Genomic DNA, 23,279 nt, shown 5'->3' with positions numbered 1-23,279 from the left:
TTCAAACAACTGTTTGATCGAAAGCCGCCAAGAGCTGGTCGGTATAAGCGGTCTTCCCCAGAACTCATCACAGAGGTTCATCGCAATGCCTGATTACAAAGCCCCCTTGCGTGATATTCGCTTCGTTCGCGACGAGCTGCTCGGCTATGAGGCGCACTATCAGAGCCTGCCGGGTTGCCAGGACGCCACCCCTGACATGGTCAACGCGATCCTGGAAGAAGGCGCGAAATTCTGTGAAGAAGTACTGGCCCCGCTCAACCGCGTTGGCGATCTGGAAGGCTGCACCTGGAGCGAGTCGGGTGTGAAGACCCCGACCGGCTTCAAGGAAGCCTACAAGCAATTCGTCGAAGGCGGCTGGCCGAGCCTGGCGCATGACGTTGAACACGGCGGCCAAGGCCTGCCTGAGTCGCTGGGCCTGGCGCTGAGCGAAATGGTCGGTGAGTCGAACTGGTCGTGGGGCATGTACCCAGGCCTTTCCCATGGCGCGATGAACACCATCTCCGCGCACGGCACGCCTGAGCAGCAGCACACCTATCTGACCAAACTGGTCAGTGGCGAGTGGACCGGCACCATGTGCCTGACCGAGCCGCACTGCGGCACCGACCTGGGCATGCTGCGCACCAAGGCCGAGCCTCAGGCCGACGGCACTTATAAAGTCAGCGGCACCAAGATCTTCATCTCGGCCGGTGAGCACGACATGGCCGACAACATCGTCCATATCGTCCTGGCCCGCCTGCCGGATGCGCCGGCTGGCACCAAAGGCATCTCGCTGTTCATCGTGCCGAAGTTCCTGCCTAATGCCGACGGTGGCGTCGGTGAGCGTAATGGCGTGAGCTGCGGCTCCATCGAACACAAGATGGGTATCCACGGCAACGCCACCTGCGTGATGAACTTCGACGGCGCTACCGGCTACCTGATCGGCCCAGCCAACAAGGGCCTGAACTGCATGTTCACCTTCATGAACACTGCACGCCTGGGCACCGCGCTGCAGGGCCTGGCTCACGCCGAAGTGGCCTTCCAGGGAGGCCTGAAGTACGCCCGTGACCGGCTGCAGATGCGTTCGCTGACCGGCCCGAAAGCGCCGGACAAGGCAGCCGACCCGATCATCGTCCACCCTGACGTGCGCCGTATGCTGCTGACCATGAAGGCCTTCGCCGAAGGCAACCGTGCGATGGTGTACTTCACCGCCAAGCAAGTCGACATCGTCAAGTACAGCCAGGACGAGGAAGAGCGCAAGAAGGCCGATGCCCTGCTGGCCTTCCTCACTCCGATCGCCAAGGCATTCATGACCGAAGTCGGCTTCGAAGCGGCCAACCACGGCGTGCAGATCTACGGTGGCCATGGCTTCATTGCCGAGTGGGGCATGGAGCAGAACGTGCGCGACAGCCGTATCTCCATGCTGTACGAAGGCACCACCGGTATCCAGGCTCTCGACCTGCTGGGCCGCAAGGTGCTGATGACCCAGGGCGAAGCGCTCAAGGGCTTCACCAAGATCGTGCACAAGTTCTGCCAGGCACAGGAAGGCAACGAGCGCGTCAAGGAGTTCGTCGAGCCGCTGGCTGCACTGAACAAGGAGTGGGGCGAACTGACCATGAAGGTCGGTATGGCCGCCATGAAAGACCGTGAAGAAGTGGGTGCCGCTTCGGTGGATTACCTGATGTACTCCGGCTATGCCTGCCTGGCTTACTTCTGGGCCGACATCGCCCGCCTGGCGGCCGAGAAACTGGCGGCAGGTACCAGCGAAGAGGCGTTCTACACCGCCAAGCTGCAGACCGCGCGCTTCTACTTCCAGCGCATCCTGCCCCGCACCCGTGCCCATGTGGCCGCGATGCTGTCCGGTGCCGACAACCTGATGGCGATGAAGGAAGAAGATTTCGGCCTGTCCATCTAAGCCTGTTCATCGGTATAAAAAAACGCCTGCCTCACCGGCAGGCGTTTTTTTTGTTTCCGGCTCCTAAAGATTCAGTAACAACAAAAGCTCAAGCCCTCCACCCCTGCGGCCGTTAAACACGCCGTGTATTCATCTATTCATGTGCGCTGCCGATGAAGTAAGGGCACAATGCCATTATTGATCTGCCGGGTCGGAGATTACCCTTGTTTCGTCTAAACGCTGTACGCGCGAGCCATTTCCTGCCTTCGCTGTTTCTCTTGTTGTCGGGGCTCGCGGCGGCGTATGTGAGAGACCTCAGCGTCTTCTTCACTTCGCTGTTCAATGTTCTACCCACGTTGGTGCTGCTGTTGGGGGGCGCCTACTGCGCGGTATACCGCCGCCAGCGCGAGCTGTTCCTGATGGTGACGGTATACATCGCCTATTTCCTGCTCGACACCCAGACTGATTTTTACCGTGACAACGGCCGGGTGCGCGAAGACGCGGCGGTGATATTCCACCTGGTATGCCTGTTGTTGCCTGCGTTGTTCGGCTTGTTTGGCGCCTGGCAGGAGCGCACGCACCTGGCCCAGGACCTGCTCGCCCGGTTTGCCGTGCTGTTCGCCGTCGGCAGCGTCGCGGTGGCGCTTGAGCAGAGCTTCCCCAAGGCGCTGCTCGCCTGGCTCGCCGAAATTCGCTGGCCGGCGCTGCATGGCCAGTGGATGAGCCTGATCCAGATGGTCTACCCACTGTTCGTAGGGGTATTCGTCCTGTTGGTCGTGCAGTACCTGCGTGAACCCAGGCCGTTGCATGCCGCGCAGATCATCGGCCTGATCGGCATCTTCTGGATGCTGCCCAAGACCTTCATCCTGCCGTTCACCCTGAACATCATGTGCAGTCAGGTGATGCTGATGATTGCCGCGGCAGTGTCCCATGAGGCCTATCAGATGGCCTTCCGGGATGAGCTGACCGGGTTGCCGGGGCGCCGTGCGTTGAACGAACGCATGCAGCGGCTGGGTCGCAACTACGTGATCGCCATGACCGACGTGGACCACTTCAAGAAATTCAACGACACCCACGGCCACGACGTCGGCGACCAGGTGCTGCGACTGGTCGCCAGCCGTTTGTCCAAGGTGACCGGCGGGGGACGAGCCTATCGCTACGGCGGCGAGGAGTTCGCCTTGGTGTTCGCGGGCAAGACGGCCGAAGAGTGCCAGCCGCACCTTGAGGCCGTGCGTGAAATGATCGCCAACTATGCTATGCAACTACGTGATCAGAGCAGCCGCCCCCAGGACGATTCTGCCGGTCGGCAGCGGCGCGCAGGCAATGCGGCCACCACGGTATCGGTGACCATCAGCATCGGTGTGGCCGAGCGGCTGGTGGAGCACCGTAACCCAGAGGAAGTGCTCAAGGCCGCTGACCAGGCGCTGTACAGCGCCAAAGGCGCGGGGCGTAACTGCGTCATGGTCTACGGGCAACAATCGCGACGCGGGGCTGTTCGGATGGCGTGACCATAGCTGACTATTCGGTCGCTTGATGACCCTATGTCTCGCAAAAGTTGTTCGGTTACACTGCCTTCAATCCAGTGCCGCGGTTCCCTGAGACCGCCCCGACCCTGTTAGCGAGAGGTAGTCATGGCTGAATATAAAGCGCCCCTGCGCGACATGCGTTTCGTTCTGAATGAAGTCTTCAACGTGGCCGAGCTCTGGGCTCAACTGCCGGCCTTGGCCGAAGCGGTGGACGCGGACACTGCCATGGCGGTGCTGGAAGAGGCCGGCAAGGTTACCGGCAAGACCATTGCTCCGCTCAGCCGCGCGGCGGACGAAGAGGGTTGCCACTGGGACAACGGCGCGGTGCGCACACCAGCCGGTTTCATCGATGCCTACCACACCTACGCCGAAGGCGGCTGGGTGGGCGTTGGCGGCGACCCGCTGTTCGGCGGAATGGGCATGCCCAAGGCCATTTCGGCCCAGGTCGAGGAAATGGTCAACGCATCCAGCCTGGCCTTTGGCCTGTACCCGATGCTGACCGCCGGCGCCTGCCTGTCGATCAACGCCCACGCCAGCGAAGCGCTTAAGGAAAAGTACCTGCCCAACATGTACGCGGGTGTATGGGCAGGCTCCATGTGCCTGACCGAGCCCCATGCCGGTACCGACCTGGGCATCATCCGCACCAAGGCCGAGCCGCAGGCCGACGGCAGCTACAAGGTCAGTGGCACCAAGATCTTCATCACCGGTGGCGAGCATGACCTGACCGAGAACATCATCCACCTGGTGCTGGCCAAGTTGCCTGATGCCCCGGCCGGGCCAAAGGGTATCTCGCTGTTCCTGGTGCCTAAGTTCCTGGTCAATGAGGACGGCAGCCTAGGGGCGCGCAACCCAGCCACCTGCGGCTCGATCGAGCACAAGATGGGCATCCAGGCCTCGGCCACGTGCGTGATGAACTTCGACGAGGCGGTCGGCTACATCGTGGGCGAACCGAACAAGGGCCTGGCGGCCATGTTCACCATGATGAACTACGAGCGCCTCGGCGTCGGTATCCAGGGCCTGGCATCGGCCGAGCGCTCTTATCAGAACGCCGTTGAGTACGCCCGCGACCGCCTTCAGAGCCGCGCGCCAACGGGTCCGCAGGCCAAGGAAAAAGCCGCGGACCCGATCATCGTGCACCCCGATGTGCGCCGCATGCTGTTGACCATGAAGGCGCTGATCGAAGGTGGCCGCGCCTTCTCCACCTATGTGGCCATGCAACTGGACAGTGCCAAGTACAGCGAGGATGCGGCTACCCGCAAGCGCAGCGAGGAGCTGGTAGCGCTGCTGACGCCGGTCGCCAAGGCCTTCCTCACGGATCTGGGCCTGGAGTGCACCGTGCACGGCCAGCAGGTGTTCGGCGGCCATGGCTACATCCGCGAGTGGGGCCAGGAGCAGCTGGTGCGCGATGTGCGTATCACACAGATCTACGAAGGTACCAATGGCATCCAGGCGCTGGACCTGATGGGGCGTAAGGTCGTCGCCAGTGGTGGTGCCTACTACCGGCTGTTCTCCGACGAGATTCGCCAGTTCATCGCCAGTGCCAAGGACGATCTGAGCGAGTTCACCACGCCGCTCGCTGCCGCCCTCGACAAGCTCGACGGGCTGACGGAGTGGGTGTTGGAACAGGCCAAGGGCAACCCGAATGAAATCGGTGCGGCGTCGGTCGAGTACCTGCATGCCTTTGGCTATGTGGCCTATGCCTACATGTGGGCATTGATGGCCCGTGCCGCCAAGGCGGGTGAAGGGGATGAGGCGTTCTATTCGGCCAAGCTGGGGACCGCTCGGTTCTACTTCGCGCGGCTGCTACCGCGGCTGGATTCGCTGGTGGCCTCGGTCAAGGCGGGCAGCGAGTCGCTGTACCTGCTCGATGCCGAGCAGTTCTGAGGCATGGCGTGTCAGCCTGGTCGCCGGCTTGCCGGCGACTGGCACAGGACCAGCGTTTGGAAATGGCGCCGCTTGTAAGCTTTCTCCTACATGACGTGGTGACTTTTCGCCACTGGCCTAAGATTGGATCCATAGCTAATATTTCCCACATGGACGTTGCGCAGGAAGCGCAAAGGACAGAACAGGGACAACGAAGGAATGCCTGCCAGGATGGTGGGGCGATAGGGATGTCAAAGGGAAACAGTCTGGAAAACCCCGCTTCGGCGGGGTTTTCTTTGTGCGCGTGTTTTTACCCGAGCACATCCAGGGGCGAGGCCCCCAGCTGGCGCGCATCGGTCTCTTCTTCCAGCAATGTGCGCAGCATCTCCACTGACGCCTGCTGACGCTGTGCGTCGCGAAACACCAAGCCCACCTTGAGCGGTACGCGCGGTTCGCTCAACGGCTTCCACAGCAGGCCTTGGTCATCCTCGGCGGCCTCCTTGGCCCGGCCCGGCAGAATGGTCGCCAAGGCCGTGTGCGACAGGCTGTCGAGAATTCCCGCCATGTTGTTCATCTCGGCCTGAACCTGCGGTCGGCGGCCCTGGCTGGCCAGCTGTTCCTTCCAGATCTGGCGGATCTGGAACTCTTCCCCGAGCATGAGCATTGGCAACTCAGCGGCCTGGCGGATGGACACCTTCTTGAAGTCCTTCAAGGGGTGGGTGGCGGGGATGACCAGCTGCAGTTCATCTTCGTACAACAGCAAGCCATGAAGCCCCGGCTGGCGCGGTGGCAGGTAGCTGATGCCAATATCCAGGCTGCCGCTGAGTAAGCGCCGTTCGATTTCCAGCCCCGACAGTTCGTAGATCTGCACCACCAGGTGGGGTTGCGCCCTGCGCACCCGTTCCAGCAGGCGCGGCACCATGCTTGGGCGAACCGTCTGCAACACACCAATGGCCAGTGTTCGCAGGGACTGACCCTTGAAGTTGCGCATGGCCTCATGGGCCCGCTGCAGGCCGTCGAGCAGCGGCAGGGCATGGTTGTACAGGGTATGGGCGGCGAGCGTCGGCAACAGCCGCTTGTTACTACGTTCGAACAGGCTCAGGTCGAGGCTGTGTTCCAGCTGCCTGATCTGCTGCGACAACGCCGGCTGTGACAAGGACAGGCGCTCGGCGGCCCGGCCGACGTGGCCTTCTTCATACACCGCGACGAAATAACGCAGTTGGCGAAAATCCATAAGTATTACTTATCGAAAAAGCTGGAAAAACGGAATGGCCTCAGCCGCCCGTGAGCCCTAGTCTATCGCCGTATTCCAGTAGGTTACAGCGCTGATTCAGTCGATTGTTACCTTGGATGAAAAACACTTTTGATAGGAAAGGCAAAATATCGAGCGCCGGCATACCGACCGGACCTGCCGCCCTTTGCCGTGATTGGTTGGAGCCCTGATGAACCTGTTCAACCTGCGCCGTTCGGCCCCTACCGCAGTCGCCGAGCCCAAGCGTGCGCCGGTGATCGTGCCGGATGCGCCGCAGTTGTCCCGCGAGCGTCTGATGCCCAGCACCGAACGTGCCACGCAGGTGTTCGTCCGAGGCCAAGGCTCCTGGTTGTGGGACAACGAAGGGCATGCCTACCTGGACTTCACCCAAGGCGGTGCGGTCAACAGCCTCGGCCACAGCCCCAGCGTGCTGGTCAAGGCCTTGGGCAACCAGGCCCAGGCGCTGATCAATCCAGGTTCGGGGTTCCACAGCCGTGGTTTGCTGGCCTTGGTCAATCGCCTGTGCCAGAGCACCGGCAGCGATCAGGCCTACCTGCTCAACAGCGGCGCCGAAGCTTGCGAAGGGGCGATCAAGCTGGCGCGCAAATGGGGTCAGAAGCATCGCAACGGCGCCTACCACATCATCACGGCCACGCAAGGCTGTCACGGTCGCAGCCTGGGGGCGCTGTCGGCGTCCGACCCGCTGCCGTGCAACCGTTGCGAGCCGGGCTTGCCAGGTTTCAGCAAGGTGCCGTTCAACGACCTCGATGCGCTGCATGCCGAGGTGGACTCGCGCACCGTGGCGATCATGCTCGAGCCCATCCAGGGCGAGGCGGGTGTGATCCCGGCAACGCGCCAATACCTGCAGGGTGTGGAAAAACTCTGCCGCGAGCTCGGCATCCTGCTGATTCTCGATGAGGTGCAGACGGGCATTGGCCGTTGTGGCGCGTTGCTGGCCGAGGAGACCTATGGCGTACGTGCCGATATCGTCACCCTCGGCAAAGGCTTGGGCGGCGGTGTGCCGTTGGCGGCACTGTTGGCGCGGGGGACCGCTTGCTGCGCTGAACCCGGTGAGCTCGAAGGCAGCCACCACGGCAACGCGCTGATGAGCGCGGCAGGCCTTGCCGTGCTGGATACCGTGCTGGAGCCGGGCTTCTTCGAGCACGTTCAGGACAGTGGTCGCCACTTGCGCGATGGCCTGAGCCGCCTGGCCGGTCGCTACGGCCAGGGCGAGGTGCGTGGCCAGGGCCTCTTGTGGGCATTGCAACTGCACGAAGACCTGGCCCAAGACCTGGTGCAGGCAGCCTTGCAGGAGGGCCTGCTGCTCAATGCGCCCCAGGCCGACGTGGTGCGTTTTTCGCCCGCGCTGACGGTCAGCAAGGGCAACATCGACGAGATGCTCCTACGCCTTGCCCGGGCCTTTGCCAGGCTGCACGCGCAACAGCAAAGCCGCCGCGAGGTACCGGCCTGACCGGTAGCGGCGAGCCACAGATTTTCAACGAACCGTCTCGCGTTTCTGCGCATCGCCCTTGGCCAGCTTCATTTGGCTCGGGGCGTTTTTTTTGCCTGGCGTTACTGTGGAACCTCTGGCTGGCGCGGCTAGTCTCTGTTGAAACCCCTTCAGGAGAGATTCACATGGACTTCATCCGCATCATCATCGCGATCATTCTGCCGCCCCTGGGTGTATTCCTGCAGGTGGGGTTTGGTGGGGCGTTCTGGCTGAATATCCTGCTGACCTTGCTGGGGTACATTCCGGGGATCGTGCATGCGGTCTACATCATCGCCAAGCGCTGAGGCGTTCTTGGCGCTCTCGCCGGCAAGCAGAGCCTGCAGGGTGGTTGGGGCTTATAGCCCCAACACCCGGCAATAGAACTTCCATTCTTCCTCGAGCGCATGCGCCAGGTTCTGCGCATTGCGCAACCCATGGCGTTCCCCTGGGTAGAAATGCCCTTCGGCCTCGATGCCATTGGCTTTCAGGGCCGCCAGCATCGAGCGGGTCTGCTCAGGCACTACCACTGCATCCAGCTCGCCCTGGAAGAAAATCACCGGCACCTTGATAGCCGAGGCATGCAGCAGCGGCGTGCGTTGTTGGTAGCGCTCGGCATCCTGTTGCGGGTCGCCGATCAGCCAGTCCAGGTAATCGCCTTCGAACTTGTGCGTGGCACGGCCCAATGCGACCGGGTCACTGACGCCATACAGGCTGGCACCTGCGCGGAACACATCGTGGAAGGCGAGGGCGCACAACGTGGTGTACCCGCCTGCGCTGCCGCCGCGAATGAACGCTTTGCGCGCATCGATCAGCCCTTTTCCGGCCAAGTGCTCGACGGCCGCACAGGCATCTTGCACATCGCATTCGCCCCACCGCAGGTGCAGAGCCTGGCGATAGGCCCGGCCGTAGCCACTGCTGCCGCGATAGTTGAGGTCGGCGACGGCAAAACCACGCTGGGTCCAATACTGGATACGCGGGTCGAGCACCGGGTAGCAGGCCGAAGTCGGGCCGCCGTGGATGAACACCACCAGTGGGGCCGGGCCTTGCCCATCAACGGCCTTATAGAAGAAACCATGGGCAGTTTCGCCTGCGCTGCTGTAGCGGATCGGCTGGGGCAGGCTGATGCGTTGGGCTGGCAGCACTTCGGCGCCACCGGCCACTACCCGTACCTGGTGGCTGTTGCGGTCGATGGCGACGACCGCAGGCGGGCTGATCGGCGATGCGGCGATGGCGTAGAGATGCTCGGCATCCATCGCCAGGCTACGAAAACGCGTATAGGCGCTGGCGAAATGTTCGACAGGATTACCCGGCGTACGCAGCCCCAGCTTGGCAAAGCCGTCTTCGAACCAACTGGCCAGGTAGCTTTGCGGACCTATTGCAAGCCAACTGCTGGCCCCCAGTTGCCAAGGGGCGCCAGCGTGGTCGGCGGGTTCTGCTGGCAGAGCCTGCCACTGGCCATCGACCTCGCCCCAGGGCTGCCAGAAGCCGTTTCTGTCCGAGAGGCAATACAGCCGGCCTTGGGCGTCGAAGCGCGGTTGTTGCAGGGATTCATCGGTCCCGGTGACGCAACGCGCCGGGCCCCAGGCGCCGCTACTGTCCCGTTGGCGCTGCATCAGGCGGGTACGGGTCCAGGGTTGCGCTGGGCGGTCCCATTCGACCCAAGCCAGGCGCGTACCATCGTTGGACAGGGTGGGGGACGCATAGAAATCAGCACCTTCGGCGAGGACTTCGCGGGTGCTTTCGCCAAGTATGACCAGGCGATGCTCGACGGGCTTGCCACTGCGCTCCTCGACGGCGAGGACCTGGCCGGTGTGCCATTGCAGGTCGCCGTAGCGGCATTCCGGGCGGTGGGTGAGCGGGCGAGGTGTCACGCTATTCAGCGCCTGGGTATAGACCTGCTGGTCCTGCTCGTTGACGAACAGCACCCCGTCGCCACCCAGGCAGAAACTGCCGCCACCGTACTCATAGACTCGGCTGCGCACGCTGAAGCCATCGGGGGTAAGGCACCGGGCCTGCTGGTCGCGCCAGTGCCAGATACGGCAGGCGCCGTCGGCCGGGCGGAATTCGTTCCAGAACAGCCCGGCTTCGCCGACCTTGAGCTCGGCAAAGTCGGTGCTGGCAGCCACCGCCTGTGCGGCGCTGAATTCATCCACGGGCGATGACACGGGAGTTGCGCTCGTTGCGGAAGGTCATTTGCTCGATTTCCAGCTGGGCGGTCTCCGCCTCTTCGCGGGCCTTGAGAATGATGCCGTGGTCAGCTGACTTGGCACACACAGGGTCGGCATTGCTGGCATCGCCAGTCAGCATGAAGGCCTGGCAGCGACAGCCGCCGAAGTCCTTTTCCTTCTCGTCGCAGGAGCGGCAGGGTTCTGGCATCCACGCGTAGCCACGGAAGCGGTTGAAGCCGAACGAGTCGTACCAGATGTGGTGCAGGTCATGGTCACGCACGTTGGGAAATTCCACCGGCAACTGGCGAGCACCGTGGCACGGCAGCGCGGTGCCGTCCGGGGTGATGGTCAGGAACAGGCTGCCCCAGCCGTTCATGCAGGCCTTGGGACGTTCTTCGTAGTAGTCCGGGGTGACGAAGATCAGCTTGCAGGGGCTGCCCTGCGCCTTGAGCTTTTCCCGGTATTCGTTGGTGATGCGCTCGGCACGTTCGAGCTGGGCGCGGGTCGGTAGCAGGCCCAGGCGGTTGAGGTGGGCCCAACCATAGAACTGGCAGGTGGCGAGTTCGACGAAGTCGGCCTCCAGCGCGATGCACAGCTCGATGATGCGGTCGATCTTGTCGATGTTGTGCCGGTGGGTGACGAAATTGAGCACCATCGGGTAGCCGTGGGCCTTGACCGCCCGGGCCATCTCCAATTTTTGGGCGAAGGCCTTTTTGGAGCCGGCCAGCAGGTTGTTCACCTGCTCGTCACTGGCCTGGAAGCTGATCTGGATGTGGTCCAGCCCGGCTTTCTTGAAGTCGGCGATGCGCGCTTCGGTCAAGCCGATGCCTGAGGTGATCAGGTTGGTGTAGTAGCCGAGCCGACGAGCCTCGCCGATCAGTTCGGCAAGGTCCTGACGTACCAAAGGCTCACCACCGGAGAAGCCGATCTGCGCGGCCCCCATTTCGCGGGCCTCGGCCATTACCTTGAACCACTGCGCGGTGGTCAGTTCCTGGCCCTGGGCGGCAAAGTCCAGCGGGTTGGAACAGTACGGGCATTGCAGCGGGCAGCGGTAGGTCAGTTCGGCCAGCAGCCACAGCGGCAGGCCGACCGCGGGCGTGGGCGGCAACTCAGGCGAGGACGATCCAGTGTTCGGCACGGGCCACCTCCATGAACTGCTCGATGTCGTCGGCGACTTCCGGGACATCGGGGAACTGCTGCTCAAGCTCGGCGATGATCGCCGCCACGTCGCGCTGGCCGTCGATCAGGCCACCGATCAGCCCTGCGCTTTCGTTAAGTTTGATCATGCCTTCGGGGTACAGCAACACGTGCCCCTTCTGTGCGGGCTCGTACTGGAAGCGGTAGCCGGGGCGCCAGTTCGGCACTAGCTTGCGATCGAAACTCATAGGGCGATTCCCTTGTGCCAGACCCGCTCGCGGGTGACGGAATGATAGGGCGGGCGGTTCAGTTCGTAGGCCATGCTCATGGCGTCGAGCATGCTCCAGAGGATATCCAGCTTGAACTGCAGGATCTCCAGCATACGCTCCTGGCCGGCGCGAGTGGTGTAGTGCTGCAGGGTGATCGCCAGACCATGCTCGACATCACGTCGGGCCTGGCCCAGGCGCGTGCGGAAGTATTCATAGCCGGCCGGGTCTATCCAAGGGTAGTGCTGCGGCCAGCTGTCCAGGCGCGACTGGTGGATCTGCGGGGCGAACAGCTCGGTCAGCGAGCTGCTGGCGGCCTCCTGCCAACTGGCGCGGCGGGCGAAGTTGACGTACGCGTCCACGGCAAAGCGCACACCTGGCAGTACCAGCTCTTTGGAGCGCAGTTGGTCAGGGTCCAGCCCTACGGCCTGGCCCAGGCGCAGCCAGGCCTCGATGCCGCCGTCTTCGCCGGGGGCGCCATCGTGGTCGAGCAGGCGCTGGATCCACTCGCGGCGTACTTCGCGGTCCGGGCAGTTGGCCAGGATCGCGGCATCCTTCATCGGGATGTTGACCTGATAGTAGAAACGGTTGGCCACCCAGCCCTGGATCTGTTCGCGGGTGGCGCGGCCTTCGTACATCGCCACGTGATAGGGGTGGTGGATGTGGTAATAGGCGCCCTTGGCGCGCAGGGCCTGCTCGAACTCGGCAGGGGACATCGGGGTTGTGTCGCTCATTCAGCGGACTCCTGTAACAGCGGGGGCTCTCCTGAGAGCCGGCTTTTCCCGCGGGGCCTGCACCGCCGGAGAGCCGGCGGCTGCATGGGCCGTTTGCCTCACAGTTCGATGCTCATGCCATCGTAGGCGACTTCAACGCCCCGACGCTCCACCTCGGCCCGTTCTGCAGAGTCTTCATCCAGGATCGGGTTGGTGTTGTTGATGTGGATGAGCACCTTACGCTGACGGGGGAAGCCGTCCAGCACCTCGAGCATGCCCCCGGGGCCGTTCTGTGCCAGGTGGCCCATCTCGCGGCCGGTGCGGGTACCGACGCCGCGCCGCTGCATTTCATCATCCTCCCACAGCGTACCGTCGACCAGCAGGCAATCGGCGCCGTGCATCATCGCCAGCAGCTTGTCGTCCACCTGGCCAAGCCCTGGGGCGTAGAACAGCTTGCCGCCGGTGCGGGTGTCTTCGACCATCAGGCCGAGATTGTCGCCTGGGTGTGGGTCGAAGCGGTGCGGCGAGTAGGGCGGTGCGGCGCTGCGCAGGGGGAAGGGGGTGAACTTCAGGTTCGGGCAGGCTTCGATCACGAAACTGCCTTCGAGCTCGATGCGGTTCCATACCAGTCCGCCGTTCCAGTGGCTGAGCATGTTGAACAGCGGGAAACCGGTGGTGAGGTCCTGGTGGACCATGTCGGTGCACCAGACCTGGTGTGGGCAGCCTTCGCGCAGGCTGAGCAGGCCGGTAGTGTGGTCGATCTGGCTGTCGAGCAGGACGATTGCATTGATGCCGGTATCGCGCAGGGCGCGGGCCGGCTGCATGGGCGCAAAGGCCTGGAGCTGGGCACGGATGTCCGGTGAGGCGTTGCACAGGATCCAGTGTTCGCCGTCATCGGACAGGGCGATGGACGACTGGGTGCGTGCCGTGGCGCGCAGGCTGCCATCGCGGTAGCCCTTGCAGTTGGCGCAGTTGCAGTTCCACTGGGGGAACCCGCCACCGGCGGCGGAGCCGAGGATCTGGATGTACATGACTACTCTCTGTCCGAAAAACCGTATCCGAAAAACGAAAACGCCCCGGCGGGCCGAGGCGTCGAACCGCGACTGGGCTTAGCGGCTGGCGAAGTACATGGTGACTTCGAAGCCGATGCGCAGGTCAGTGTAAGCAGGCTTGGTCCACATAGAGTTGCTCCTTCCGGGTGGGTTGGGGTTGTCAGTTGACAGGTTGGCGGCCGCTTGGCTGGGCGGCTGCATAAACTGAGATTGCGCTATCTTACAAGAAAAATTTGTACCGAAAGGTTAATTCTTCGAAAAGCGCCCTTGCAGCCTGCGTAACAATCCACCTTTTGCTCACTGCCAAGTCCCGTCCGGGGCAGCCGCATTGGCCAGGCAAAGCCACGCCGCACCAGGGTTTGAGCATGCTCGCAGGAGATCGTCCAGGTCGCATTGCTGTGTTTGGAGGATAGACCACCGCAGGTCGGAGAGTTTCCCTGAATGTGTAGCCAGATGTGCCTGCCACGCCCATTCGGCGATTTCCGAGTTGACCCTCTGCGGTTCGCTGAACTGCTCGGCCAACGCTTGGCGGGCGCTGGGGTCAAGCTGTACACCTTCGCCCAGGACGCGCGTCAGGTGTTGCAGGATCTCGACAGGGGACGCGTGTGGCGACTGCACGCCGAACAGCAGACCGTTGATGCCTTCGAGCTGACGGAAGGCGCTGAACACCGCGTAGCCCAGTTGCAGTTCTACACGTAGGCGCTGGTATACCGGCCCTTGCAGCGACTGGGCAAGCAAGCGGCCGGCAGCTTCATCAGTAGCGTGAAGAGGGCAGAACAACAGCAAGGCATGTTCACTGCCTGCTATATCGGCGTGATGCCAGCGGCGGCGGGGCCACAGGGTGGGCGCGACGGGTGCCGAGCCGATGCCAGGGCACGCTTGCAGAGTGTCGCCCAAGGCGTGCACCCCATCTTCATCGAAGCCCACCGCCAAGCCGTGCCACCGTGCCTGCTGCCACACGTCATCGAGCTGTGCTTGATTGGCCGTGCCCGAGGGCATTGGCTCGGCTTTCGCTGGCTGCAGGGCGTCGGGCAGTTGCTTGAGCAATGCCCGGATTGGAATCAATGCAGGCTCTGGTTGCGGCGTGTCCTGCCAACTGTCGGGTACTCGCAGCTCTGCCAGTGCTTGTTCGACGGTACGAATCACCGCTGCAGGCAGCCCACTGGCGCGCAGTTCCCAGCACTGGCCTGCGGCATCGAACTGCAGTTGCACGCCCACCCGCTGCGCCCGTTCTTGCAAGGGCCGAAGGGCGTGGGCCAACAGGCTGTACAAGCGCTGACGCAGTGGCGATTCGATACGCCAGCGTAGGAAAAGGGCGGCGAATTGGCGTGCGGCCGGTAGTTCATGACTGACGGCCAGTGCTATTGGCAATGGTCCTCGGCCAGCCGGTAATTCGGCAGTCGCCAACGGGTCGGTTTCTGGCAGATGCCAGTGACCCCGTCGGCATCGGGGGAGGTCGTCGAGCAGCGCACGTAGCGCCAGCAGGCCATTCTCATCCAACGCACTGAACGGCTTGCCTGCACTGTCCCGACGCGCCAGGTCCAGCGCACTGGCGAGCGACTCACGGATCTTCTGCAGGAGGCCATACTCGACGTTGAGGTGCCCTGGATCGGTCTGACGAATGAAACCGAACCAGCCGTGTAGCAAGGCTTCGGCTTGTTCTGCACAGGCCGAGGCGGCGAGCTGCAACTCGATATGCCAAAGCAATTGGCCTGCGTAGGCGTACAGCGTCTGGGCTTTGAACCCTTGTAACCAGCCGCGCTGACGCAGGGTCCCGAGCCAGCTGCCGGGGCGGGTATCGCTCAGGCAGGTAACCAGCAGGTCGAGTGCGTGTTCAGCTGCATCGCCCAAGGCTTCGTGGGCGAAGGTCATGGGCTGCACGGTGCCCGACAACGCGGGTGGTGGCTCTTGCGGCACGCGTTGTCCCGAAGCGAACAGGCTGCCGAATCGTGTGCCCAATTGCTCAAGCTCATCCAGCGTCTGCGGGCCGCACAGGCTCAGGACGATCTGACCGCCCCGGTAGAAGCGCTGGTGGAATCCGCTCAGCGCGTGCTGGAAGTCAGGGCATTGCAGCGCGAGTGTGTGGCGGTTACCAGCATGAAAGCCGCTGAGCGGGTGGCGTGGCGACACCGACTGCAACAGCGTGAATTGCCGTTGGGCTTCAGGGTCGCGCGACCAGGCGATGAATTCAGCATGGATGACTTCACGTTCGCGGCGCTGGCGCTCGATGCCAAGGTCAGGCTCGGCAAGCATCTGGCACAGACGCTCCAGCCCGCCTGCCAGAGCAGGGGACGGCACCTCGAAGAAGAAGTCGGTGGTGCGTTCCCGCGTGCTGGCGTTGACCTGTCCGCCGAGCGTCTGAACATAGCGCATCAGGCCATCGTCCAGTGGAAAACGCGCGGTGCCGAGAAAGAACAGATGCTCAAGGAAGTGGGCAAGGCCCGGCCAGCGAGGCGAAGCGTCATGGCTGCCCGCGTGGACCCGTACCGCGGCTGCCGAGCGTTTCAGGCGCGGGGCATGGCGCAGGGTGAGCTGCAGGCCATTGGTGAGGGTCAGGTGGCGGATGGCGTCAGGCATGGGAACTCCGGGGCAGGTGTTCATGCTAACCCATTTGTGTTGCCTGGCCGGGCCGAATCGCCGGCAAGCCGGCGCCTACAGGGGGCCGGCGTCTTGTCGGTGCAGATCTTGGCGCAGGTCGGCCAGGTAGGGAAACGCCTCCCGCCCTTGCTTGATTCGTTCATGCGCAAGATCGGCCATCAATTGACACTCATCGTGACCCGCCATGACCAGCAGGCTGCCGTCCGGCCCGACAATGCTGCTTTGCCCGCAGTAGTGGATCTCGCCCTCGGCGCCACAATAATTTGCATACACCAGATAGCACTGGTTCTCCTGCGCCCGCGCTCGCACGGTCACCTGGCAAACGAAATCGTAGGGTTCCATGTTCGCCGTGGGTACCAGAATCAGCTCGGCGCCTGCCAAGGCCAGGCGCCGCGCATTCTCCGGAAACTCGATGTCGTAGCAGATCAGCATACCGACCTTCCAGCCATCGAGCTCGACCACTGGGAAGTGGTCGTGGCCCGCGCTGAACATGGAACGGTCCAACTCGCCGAACAAGTGTGTCTTGCGGTAGTTGCCCAGGCTGCTGCCATGGGCATCGATCAACTGCACGCTGTTGTAGAGGGCACCGTCGTCGTCACGCTCTGGATAGCCGTACACGATGGCGATGCGGTGTGCCTGGGCAATCTCCACCACGCGCATGGCCGACGGCCCGTCATTGGCTTCGGCCAGGTTCACCACCTGCTCCAGCCCAATGTTGTAGCCGGTCAGAAACATCTCTGGGCACACCAGCAGTTGCACCCCGCGCTCGGCGGCCAGTTGCGCCTGGTGCTGCAATCGTTGCAGGTTTCCAGGCACGTCCAGTGGCTTGGGGATGCCTTGGAACAGAGCAATGCGCATGGCGTCTCCTGGTCTCAGTCGGGCAGGGCGATGGGGCCGATTTCGGCGAACACATCGCCAGGGCCTGGGTTGTCGGGGTGGGTGCTGCCACCGAAGTGGTTCATGATACCCCACACGGCATTCAGCGACGTCTGTACCGCGCCCTCGACCCAAGCTGGGGTCCATGACACGTCGTCTCCTGCGATGAATATACCGCGCTGTTCGGCCGGCATGTCCTGCTGCATGAAATGCGCGTACATGCGCTGGTTGTAGCGGTAGTGTCCTGGCAGCGCGCCCTTGAACGCCCCGAGGAAGTGCGGGTCGGCTTCCCAGGAAATGGTGATCGGGTCGCCGATGATGTGCCCGGCGATGTCGGTCTTGGGGTAGATTTTCCTGAGTGCATCGAGGGCCAGTTGCACGCGCTTTTCCACGGGGTGTGGCAGCATCTTCAGCGCGTCGCTCATCCAGGCGTACGACAGGCAGATCACCCCGGGTTTGTCGTCTCCATTGTCGAACAGGTAGGTGCCCCGGGTCAGACGATCGGTGAGGGTCATGCTCATGAGGTCGCGGCCAGTTTCCGGATCTTTGTCCTTCCAGAAAGGACGGTCGACCATGACGAAGGTTTTCGACGACTGCATGTAGCGGGTGCGATCCAGGGCCATCCACATCTTCTGCGAGAACAGCGACTCTTCGCAGTCGATCTGGGTGGTCAGCAGCCAGCTCTGGCAGGTGGCGAGCACGGCGCTGTAGTGGCGGGTATCGCCCCAGTTGTCGGTCACGGCCAGGCGGCCATCGGCGGCGCGGGCTATGCGCTTGACCCCCGTACGCGGCGCGCCGCCATGCAAGGTGCTCAGGCTGGTGCCCTCTGGCCAGTGGGCGCAGCGCTCAGGTACATGACGCCAGATGCCTTGGGGCACTTGTTCGACACCACCGACGATCAGGTGCTGGTGGTCGTCGCAGTTGGTCATCACCACGCGGAAGATTTCCAGCATCGAGTTGGGGAAGTCCGAGTCCCAGCCGCCGGTGCCGAAGCCAACCTGACCGAACACTTCACGGTGCTGGAAGCTCAGCTTGGCGAACGAGCGCGAGGTGGCGACGAAATCGTAGAAGGTGCGGTCGTCCCACAGGGGCACCAGTTTGTTCCACAGTTCTTTCAGGCGAGGTACGTCGCGGTCGCGGATCGCTTGCTGGATATCGGCGAATTGGGCACCGCTTTCAAGCGCATCGGCCCAGGCGTCGGCCACCTCATGGAACAACGCGGGCAGGTCGGCTGGCTTTTCGGCGTAGTAGGTCTGGCCTTCGAGGTCGATCACCGTGCTGCCTGAGGCGGGAGTCAGCGGGTTGGGGAAGGGTTTGGTCTCAAGGCCAAGCTTGTCCACATAATGGTAGAAGGCCGTGGACGACACCGGAAAGCGCATACCGCCCAGCTCAGCGATGATCCCATCGGTGCCGTTGAACGGCTGGGAGCGCAACCGTCCACCCAGCTTCGAGGCTTCGTACACCACAGGCTTGAGACCCAGCTTCATCAGCTCGTACGCCGCCACCAAGCCAGCGATGCCGGCACCGACGATGGCGACTTCCTCGCCATGGCGCTCAGGCGGAATGCTGCCCAGGCCGGCGGGGTGTTCCAGCCAGTTGTCGAAGGCGAAAGGGAAGTCTGGGCCGAAGATGGTGATCGGTTGCTTGCCGTCGGCGGGGTGGCGGTTTTTCTTGTTCATAAATGACCTTGCCAGAGGGCTGCGCGAGGGCGGAGCCTGAGTATAGGAGATGGCTGGAGGTCATTTTATGGCGAGGGGTGTTCGTAATTAAGATGCAGAGTGGTGGCGGTATGTAGTTATGTTCGTCTAAGTGACGGGAGTTCTTCTACTTATGACGAGGATGGCGATAACCAGGTGCAGCGAAGCGATAGGGGTGCGTTCCTCCACGAAGCATGCACCACGGTGTTGGGCACCGGCTGAGCCCAGGTTCGCGGGCAAGCGGGCAGGCCAGTCGTGTCAGACGGGCTGCCCACGATCGACCTTGCTGCTGAGGATGATCGATGTTGTGGTCTTCTCCACGCCCTCCACGCTGCCAATTTGATCGAGCAGTTGGTCGAGCTGTTCTGGCGAATCGCTGCGCAGCCAGGCCACATAGTCGAACTCGCCACTCACCGCGCACAGCTGCTGAACTTGCCCCATGGCCCCCAAACGCCGCACCACCTCTTTGCCGGACCGTGGCTGGACCTTGATGCCCACATAGGCCTGCAGACCACCGCCGACCAAGCGCTGGCCGAGGCGCACGCCATAGCCGGTGATGACCTTGTTCTTCTCCAGCCGCTCCAGCCGTGAGTTGACCGTGGTGCGGGCGATGCCGAGCTGACGGGCGAGGGTGGCGACGCTTTCGCGTGCGTTGATCTGCAGAAGCGCGATCAGTTGGCGGTCGATTTCGTCCAGGGTAATGGCGCGGGAGTCCGACATGGTGAGTCTCTGTGGTGGGCGCGTTAGCCTAGCCAGCCAGAGGTGGCAAGGGCAAGGCTGGCGACATGTCCGGGATGGGCATTGAACCTGAGCCGAAGTAGTGCCGCCATCCACTGATGGGCAATGGATACGAAAAAGCCGCGCTGATGCGCGGCTTTCTGGTACTTGGTGGGCCCACACGGACTCGAACCGTGGACCAAAGGATTATGAGTCCTCTGCTCTAACCGACTGAGCTATAGGCCCTCAGAAGGTGGGCGGATTATAACGAGGGTTTTGAAAGCGTGCCATCCGAAAGATCGGACAGTGCTATGCGAAGAAACGTAGCAGCGAACTCTTCCGGGGACAGCGGCAGGCTGACGATGTAGCCCTGGATCTGTTCGCAGCCTTCGCTGGCCAGGAAACGTTGCTGAGCCTGGCTTTCCACACCCTCGGCAATGATGGTCAGTTGCATGCTGCGGCCCAGGGCAATGATGGCGCGGGCGATGGCCGCGTCGTGCGGGTCGTCGGGCAGGCCGCGGATGAATGACTTGTCGATCTTGAGGATGTCCAGCGGCAGGCGCTTGAGGTAACTGAGCGAGGAGTAGCCGGTGCCGAAGTCATCGATGGCCAACTGTACGCCCAGTTGCTTGAGCTGATGCAGCACGGCCAGGGCTTCTTCAGCCTGGCTCATGATGAAGTTCTCGGTAATCTCCAGTTGCAGGTCGCCGGCCTTGAGCTGGTAGGTCTTGAGCAGGCTTTCGATGCGTTTGGCCAGGCCGGGGTGGCGGAGCTGGGCGCCAGCCAGGTTGATCGACAGTGGGCCGAAGGCGCTGTAGCGCTTCTTCCACGCATGCATCTGCCGGCAGGCTTGCTCCAGCACCCAGTCGCCCAGTTGCAGGATGGTGCCGTTTTCTTCGGCCAGGTGGATGAAGTGCTCCGGCGGAACTTCACCGAAGGTGGGGTGGCTCCAGCGCAGCAAGGCTTCGGCGCCTACCAGGCTCTGGGTCTTTAAGCTGAACTTGGGCTGGAAGCTCAGGCTCATTTCGTTGCGTTCGATGGCGCGCCGCAGTTCGTGCTCCAGGGCGATGCGCTCGCTGGCCTGGATGGTCAGGTCGCGGGTGTAGGCCTCGACGCGGTTGCGGCCTTTGGCCTTGGAACGGTACATGGCCGCGTCGGCATTGCGGATCAACGTGGCGACGTCGGTGCCGTCCTGCGGATACAGGCTGATGCCGATGCTGGCACTGGTGAAGAACTCATGTTCGCCTGCCTGGAACGGCGCGCTAAAGCAGGCCAGCAGTTTGTTGGCGATGGCGCTAGCGTCGCTGGGTTTGTGCAAGCCTGGCAGGAGAATGATGAACTCATCGCCGCCCAGCCGCGCTACGGTGTCGACATCGCGAACTTGCTCCTTCAGGCGTTGTGCGATGCCCTTGAGCAGTAAGTCGCCGACTGGGTGGCCAAGGCTGTCGTTGATGTGTTTGAAGCGGTCGAGGTCGAGGAACAGCACCGCACCCTGCCGGTTGGAGACTTGCGCGCAGCTCAACACGGCTTGCAGGCGGTTCTCGAACAGGGCGCGGTTGGGCAGGCCGGTGAGTGGGTCGTGGTGCGCCTGGTAATCAAGCTTGGCCTGGGCGTGCTTGAGGCTGGAAATATCGGCGAACACCGCGACAAAGTGAGTGATCTCGCCATCGCTGTTGCGCACGCTGCTGATAGTCAGCCAGCCTGGGTACAGCTCGCCGTTCTTACGCTTGTTGTAGATCTCGCCTTGCCAATGTCCCTCTGCGGTCAGCTGGTGCCACATGGCTGCGTAGAAGGCGCTGTCGTGCTGGCCTGAAGCGAGCAGGCGTGGGGTCTGGCCGAGGGCTTCGACTTCGCTGTAGCCGGTAATCTCGCTGAACGCGCGGTTGACCGCGCTGATGTGCTGGTCGGTGTCGGTGATCAGCACGCCCTCTGCGGTGTTCTCGAACACGGTTGCGGCCAGTTGCAGCTTTTCCTGCATCAGGTGGCGTTCGGTGATGTCACGGGCAATGGTCAGCATGCAATCGACGCCAGCGATCGGCAGCGGACGCGCAGAGAGCTCGCACAGGCGAATCTGCCCATCGCTTCGGCGGATCAGGCAGCTGAAGTCGCGGACGAAACCATCGCGGTTGAGCAGCTCGATCAAGCGCTTGCGCTCGTTGAGGTCGACCCAGATGCCTAAGTCCAGGGAGGTCTGATCGATGCTGGGGGTAAAGTCATAGCCGGTCAGGCGGCAGAAGCCCTCGTTGACCTCGATCAGCAGGCCATCGCTCTGGCGCGACAGCAGCAGGCCGTCAGGCGATGCGTGGAACGCTTTGGCGAACTTTTCTTCCGAGGTTTGCAGTTGTTGCTGGGTTTCCTTGAGTTGGCTGATGTCGCGCACGGCCACGACCAATGCCTGGGTGCCGTCCAGGTCGAAGGTTTCGGCCGATGTCAGGCCTGTGAACAGCTGGCCATTGCTTCGCCTGAAGCTCATTTCAAGGTTGCGGATGCCGCCTCGATGCAGGCGCTCGAGCAGCAACGGGCCGGTTCCGTCGACGCCCCACAGGTTCAATTCGGTGGCGGTGCGGCCGATCACCTGGCCGGGTGGCAGGCCTATCTGTTCCTCGAAGGCTTCGTTGACTTCCAACAGGCAGCCGTCACTGTGGCGGGCGATGAGCAGGATGTCGGGGCACTGCTGGAAGACCGAGGCGAACTTCTGCTCGGACAGGCGCAGGGCATCTTCGGTGCGCTTGGTTTCGCTGATGTCGATCATCAGCCCACGCATCAGTGGCCGGTGGCCGTGCTCGATCATACTGACGATGTTGCGAATCCATACCGGTTGCCCGTCGGCTCGCATCACCCGGTAGTCCAGGCTGTGGTCGCGGCCCGCGGCAGTTTCGCTTTCGCTGAAGGCCTGGGCCCACAGTGCGTCTTCAGGATGCAGGATGCTGCGCCAGAACCCGGGTTTGAGCCAGTCGTGCAGAGGGTAGCCGAGCAGGTTCTCGGCATGGGGTGAAACGTAGCTGTAGGTGAAATCGTTCGCGTCGGCTTCCCAGGCAATCGCCGACAGGCTCTCGACCAGCCCGCGATAGTGGTACTCACTGCTGCGCAGCTCCTGCTCCAGTGCAATGCGACGGGAGATCTCCGAACTGAGCCGGCGATTTACACGAATCATCGCAGCGAGTATGGCCACCAGGATCAGCACACCTGGCAGGCCATAGAGCAGCATGTCGTGCCAGAAGGTACGCTGGTCGACCACATTGCCAACCCAGCGCTGCTGGATTTGACTGACCTCGCCGCTGGACATGTCGGCCATGACCTTGTCGAGAATGCCCACCAGGATCTTCTTGTCCTTGGGGGCTGCCATTGCCAGCTGGTAGCGATAGGGGGTTTCGCCGCTGACGTACAGGCCGTCGAGCTTCAGCTGGCGCAAGCTCCAGATGCTTGAGGCCAGGTCGCCGACCACTGCGTCCACTTCGTCGGTGGCCAGGGCCTGCAATGTCGAGCTGACATTGGGCATGGCCACCAGGTTGAGGTCTGGGTGGTGGGTGCGCAGCAGCTCGTGGGGCGCGTAGTTTTCCACCACGGCAATCTTCAGGCCGTACAGGTCCTTTAGGGTGCGAGGTTGCGGCCCGCCTTCATGGGCAAGAATGACGATGGGGAAATCCAGGTAGGGGCGGGTGAAAGCCAGGTAGTCCTGACGCTCAGGCGTCGACATGATGCCGGGTAGCAGGTCGATGCGACTGGTACGCGCTTGCTCCAGTACTTCGGTCCAACTGCTGGGCTCGATGGGCTTGAGCGCCACTGCGAGGCGCTCCTGAATCATGGCGATGTAATCGGCGGCCAATCCCTGGTATCTGCCCTCCTGGTCGCGGAACTCGAAAGGTGGCCAGGAAGCATCGACACCCAGCCTCAGCTGCGGGTGGGCAGCAAGCCAGGTCTTTTCCTCGTCAGTCAGGGTCAGGGCGCCGGCCGTTGTGTTCCAAAGGATAAGGAGCAGCAACAGAATGGCCGGCATAAGGGGCATAGCGGCCTCGCATTCAGGTGATCTGAAGTCGAGTGTAGACGGGCATTTC

At 62.7% G+C, this 23,279-nt stretch carries 17 protein-coding genes and 1 tRNA gene; 5 read left to right on the top strand and 13 right to left on the bottom strand.

Features of this window, described 5'->3' with window-relative positions:
* The first annotated feature begins 85 nt into the window (after window positions 1-85).
* The 3 genes from VXM67_RS00360 (at window position 86) to VXM67_RS00350 (ending at window position 5,280) form a co-directional block, all read left to right on the top strand.
* Window positions 86-1,891, top strand: coding sequence for a phenylacyl-CoA dehydrogenase (locus VXM67_RS00360; RefSeq protein WP_023382711.1), 1,806 nt, complete (start codon window positions 86-88; stop codon window positions 1,889-1,891).
* A 203-nt stretch (window positions 1,892-2,094) separates the two neighbouring features.
* On the top strand, window positions 2,095-3,378 hold the full coding sequence (locus VXM67_RS00355; protein ID WP_027907312.1) for a diguanylate cyclase: 1,284 nt from the start codon (window positions 2,095-2,097) through the stop codon (window positions 3,376-3,378).
* Window positions 3,379-3,501: 123 nt separating this feature from the next.
* On the top strand, window positions 3,502-5,280 hold the full coding sequence (locus VXM67_RS00350) for an acyl-CoA dehydrogenase C-terminal domain-containing protein (RefSeq protein ID WP_027907311.1): 1,779 nt from the start codon (window positions 3,502-3,504) through the stop codon (window positions 5,278-5,280).
* 289 nt (window positions 5,281-5,569) lie between these two features.
* On the opposite strand, the gene VXM67_RS00345 is transcribed toward VXM67_RS00350, so the two are convergent.
* Window positions 5,570-6,493, bottom strand: coding sequence for a LysR family transcriptional regulator (locus VXM67_RS00345; RefSeq protein WP_023382708.1), 924 nt, complete (start codon window positions 6,491-6,493; stop codon window positions 5,570-5,572).
* A gap of 208 nt (window positions 6,494-6,701) precedes the next feature.
* Here VXM67_RS00345 and VXM67_RS00340 point away from each other — a divergent pair, with 208 nt between their 5' ends.
* Both VXM67_RS00340 and VXM67_RS00335 read left to right on the top strand, forming a co-directional pair.
* Window positions 6,702-7,982 carry an aminotransferase class III-fold pyridoxal phosphate-dependent enzyme gene (locus VXM67_RS00340; RefSeq protein WP_023382707.1) on the top strand — a complete coding sequence of 427 codons (1,281 nt, stop codon included), beginning with the start codon at window positions 6,702-6,704 and terminating at the stop codon, window positions 7,980-7,982.
* 164 nt (window positions 7,983-8,146) lie between these two features.
* The gene (locus tag VXM67_RS00335) at window positions 8,147-8,305 is read left to right on the top strand and encodes a YqaE/Pmp3 family membrane protein (RefSeq protein WP_009681539.1); all 159 of its coding nucleotides are present in this window, start codon (window positions 8,147-8,149) and stop codon (window positions 8,303-8,305) included.
* A 51-nt stretch (window positions 8,306-8,356) separates the two neighbouring features.
* On the opposite strand, the gene VXM67_RS00330 is transcribed toward VXM67_RS00335, so the two are convergent.
* The 12 genes from VXM67_RS00330 to VXM67_RS00275 all read right to left on the bottom strand — a co-directional run bounded on the left by VXM67_RS00330 (window position 8,357) and on the right by VXM67_RS00275 (window position 23,230).
* A complete protein-coding gene (locus VXM67_RS00330; protein ID WP_367237433.1) occupies window positions 8,357-10,165 on the bottom strand; it encodes a prolyl oligopeptidase family serine peptidase in 1,809 nt (602 codons plus the stop codon).
* Window positions 10,146-11,306, bottom strand: a complete 1,161-nt coding sequence (pqqE, locus tag VXM67_RS00325; protein WP_027907309.1) for a pyrroloquinoline quinone biosynthesis protein PqqE — start codon at window positions 11,304-11,306, stop codon at window positions 10,146-10,148. Before pqqE ends, VXM67_RS00330 begins: the two co-directional genes overlap by 20 nt.
* Window positions 11,278-11,553, bottom strand: coding sequence for a pyrroloquinoline quinone biosynthesis peptide chaperone PqqD (pqqD, locus tag VXM67_RS00320; protein WP_023382704.1), 276 nt, complete (start codon window positions 11,551-11,553; stop codon window positions 11,278-11,280). Before pqqD ends, pqqE begins: the two co-directional genes overlap by 29 nt.
* Window positions 11,550-12,305 (bottom strand): pyrroloquinoline-quinone synthase PqqC, encoded by a 756-nt coding sequence (gene pqqC / locus VXM67_RS00315; protein WP_367237432.1) that lies wholly within the window; start codon window positions 12,303-12,305, stop codon window positions 11,550-11,552. Before pqqC ends, pqqD begins: the two co-directional genes overlap by 4 nt.
* A 98-nt stretch (window positions 12,306-12,403) precedes the next feature.
* Window positions 12,404-13,315 (bottom strand): pyrroloquinoline quinone biosynthesis protein PqqB, encoded by a 912-nt coding sequence (gene pqqB, locus VXM67_RS00310; protein WP_023382702.1) that lies wholly within the window; start codon window positions 13,313-13,315, stop codon window positions 12,404-12,406.
* Window positions 13,316-13,393: 78 nt separating this feature from the next.
* Window positions 13,394-13,465 carry a pyrroloquinoline quinone precursor peptide PqqA gene (gene pqqA / locus VXM67_RS00305; protein WP_008365141.1) on the bottom strand — a complete coding sequence of 24 codons (72 nt, stop codon included), beginning with the start codon at window positions 13,463-13,465 and terminating at the stop codon, window positions 13,394-13,396.
* Between the two features lie 168 nt (window positions 13,466-13,633).
* Window positions 13,634-15,913, bottom strand: coding sequence for a pyrroloquinoline quinone biosynthesis protein PqqF (gene pqqF / locus VXM67_RS00300; RefSeq protein ID WP_023382701.1), 2,280 nt, complete (start codon window positions 15,911-15,913; stop codon window positions 13,634-13,636).
* A gap of 75 nt (window positions 15,914-15,988) precedes the next feature.
* Window positions 15,989-16,792 (bottom strand): carbon-nitrogen hydrolase family protein, encoded by an 804-nt coding sequence (locus VXM67_RS00295; RefSeq protein WP_186598908.1) that lies wholly within the window; start codon window positions 16,790-16,792, stop codon window positions 15,989-15,991.
* A gap of 14 nt (window positions 16,793-16,806) precedes the next feature.
* A complete protein-coding gene (locus VXM67_RS00290; protein WP_104881124.1) occupies window positions 16,807-18,489 on the bottom strand; it encodes an NAD(P)/FAD-dependent oxidoreductase in 1,683 nt (560 codons plus the stop codon).
* A gap of 276 nt (window positions 18,490-18,765) precedes the next feature.
* Window positions 18,766-19,227: an Lrp/AsnC family transcriptional regulator gene (locus tag VXM67_RS00285; protein WP_023382698.1), complete on the bottom strand. Its 462-nt coding sequence runs from the start codon at window positions 19,225-19,227 to the stop codon at window positions 18,766-18,768.
* A 166-nt stretch (window positions 19,228-19,393) separates the two neighbouring features.
* Window positions 19,394-19,470: transfer RNA gene (locus VXM67_RS00280), tRNA-Ile, on the bottom strand.
* A 16-nt stretch (window positions 19,471-19,486) separates the two neighbouring features.
* A complete protein-coding gene (locus VXM67_RS00275; protein ID WP_023382689.1) occupies window positions 19,487-23,230 on the bottom strand; it encodes a bifunctional diguanylate cyclase/phosphodiesterase in 3,744 nt (1,247 codons plus the stop codon).
* Window positions 23,231-23,279: the final 49 nt, after the last annotated feature.

Source organism: Pseudomonas sp. Rh2, assembly GCF_040762985.1.
In the GTDB taxonomy this organism is placed as follows: Bacteria; Pseudomonadota; Gammaproteobacteria; order Pseudomonadales; family Pseudomonadaceae; genus Aquipseudomonas; species Aquipseudomonas taiwanensis.
Note: the sequence above shows the minus strand (reverse complement) of the source record. Positions and strands in the feature narration are given on the sequence as shown.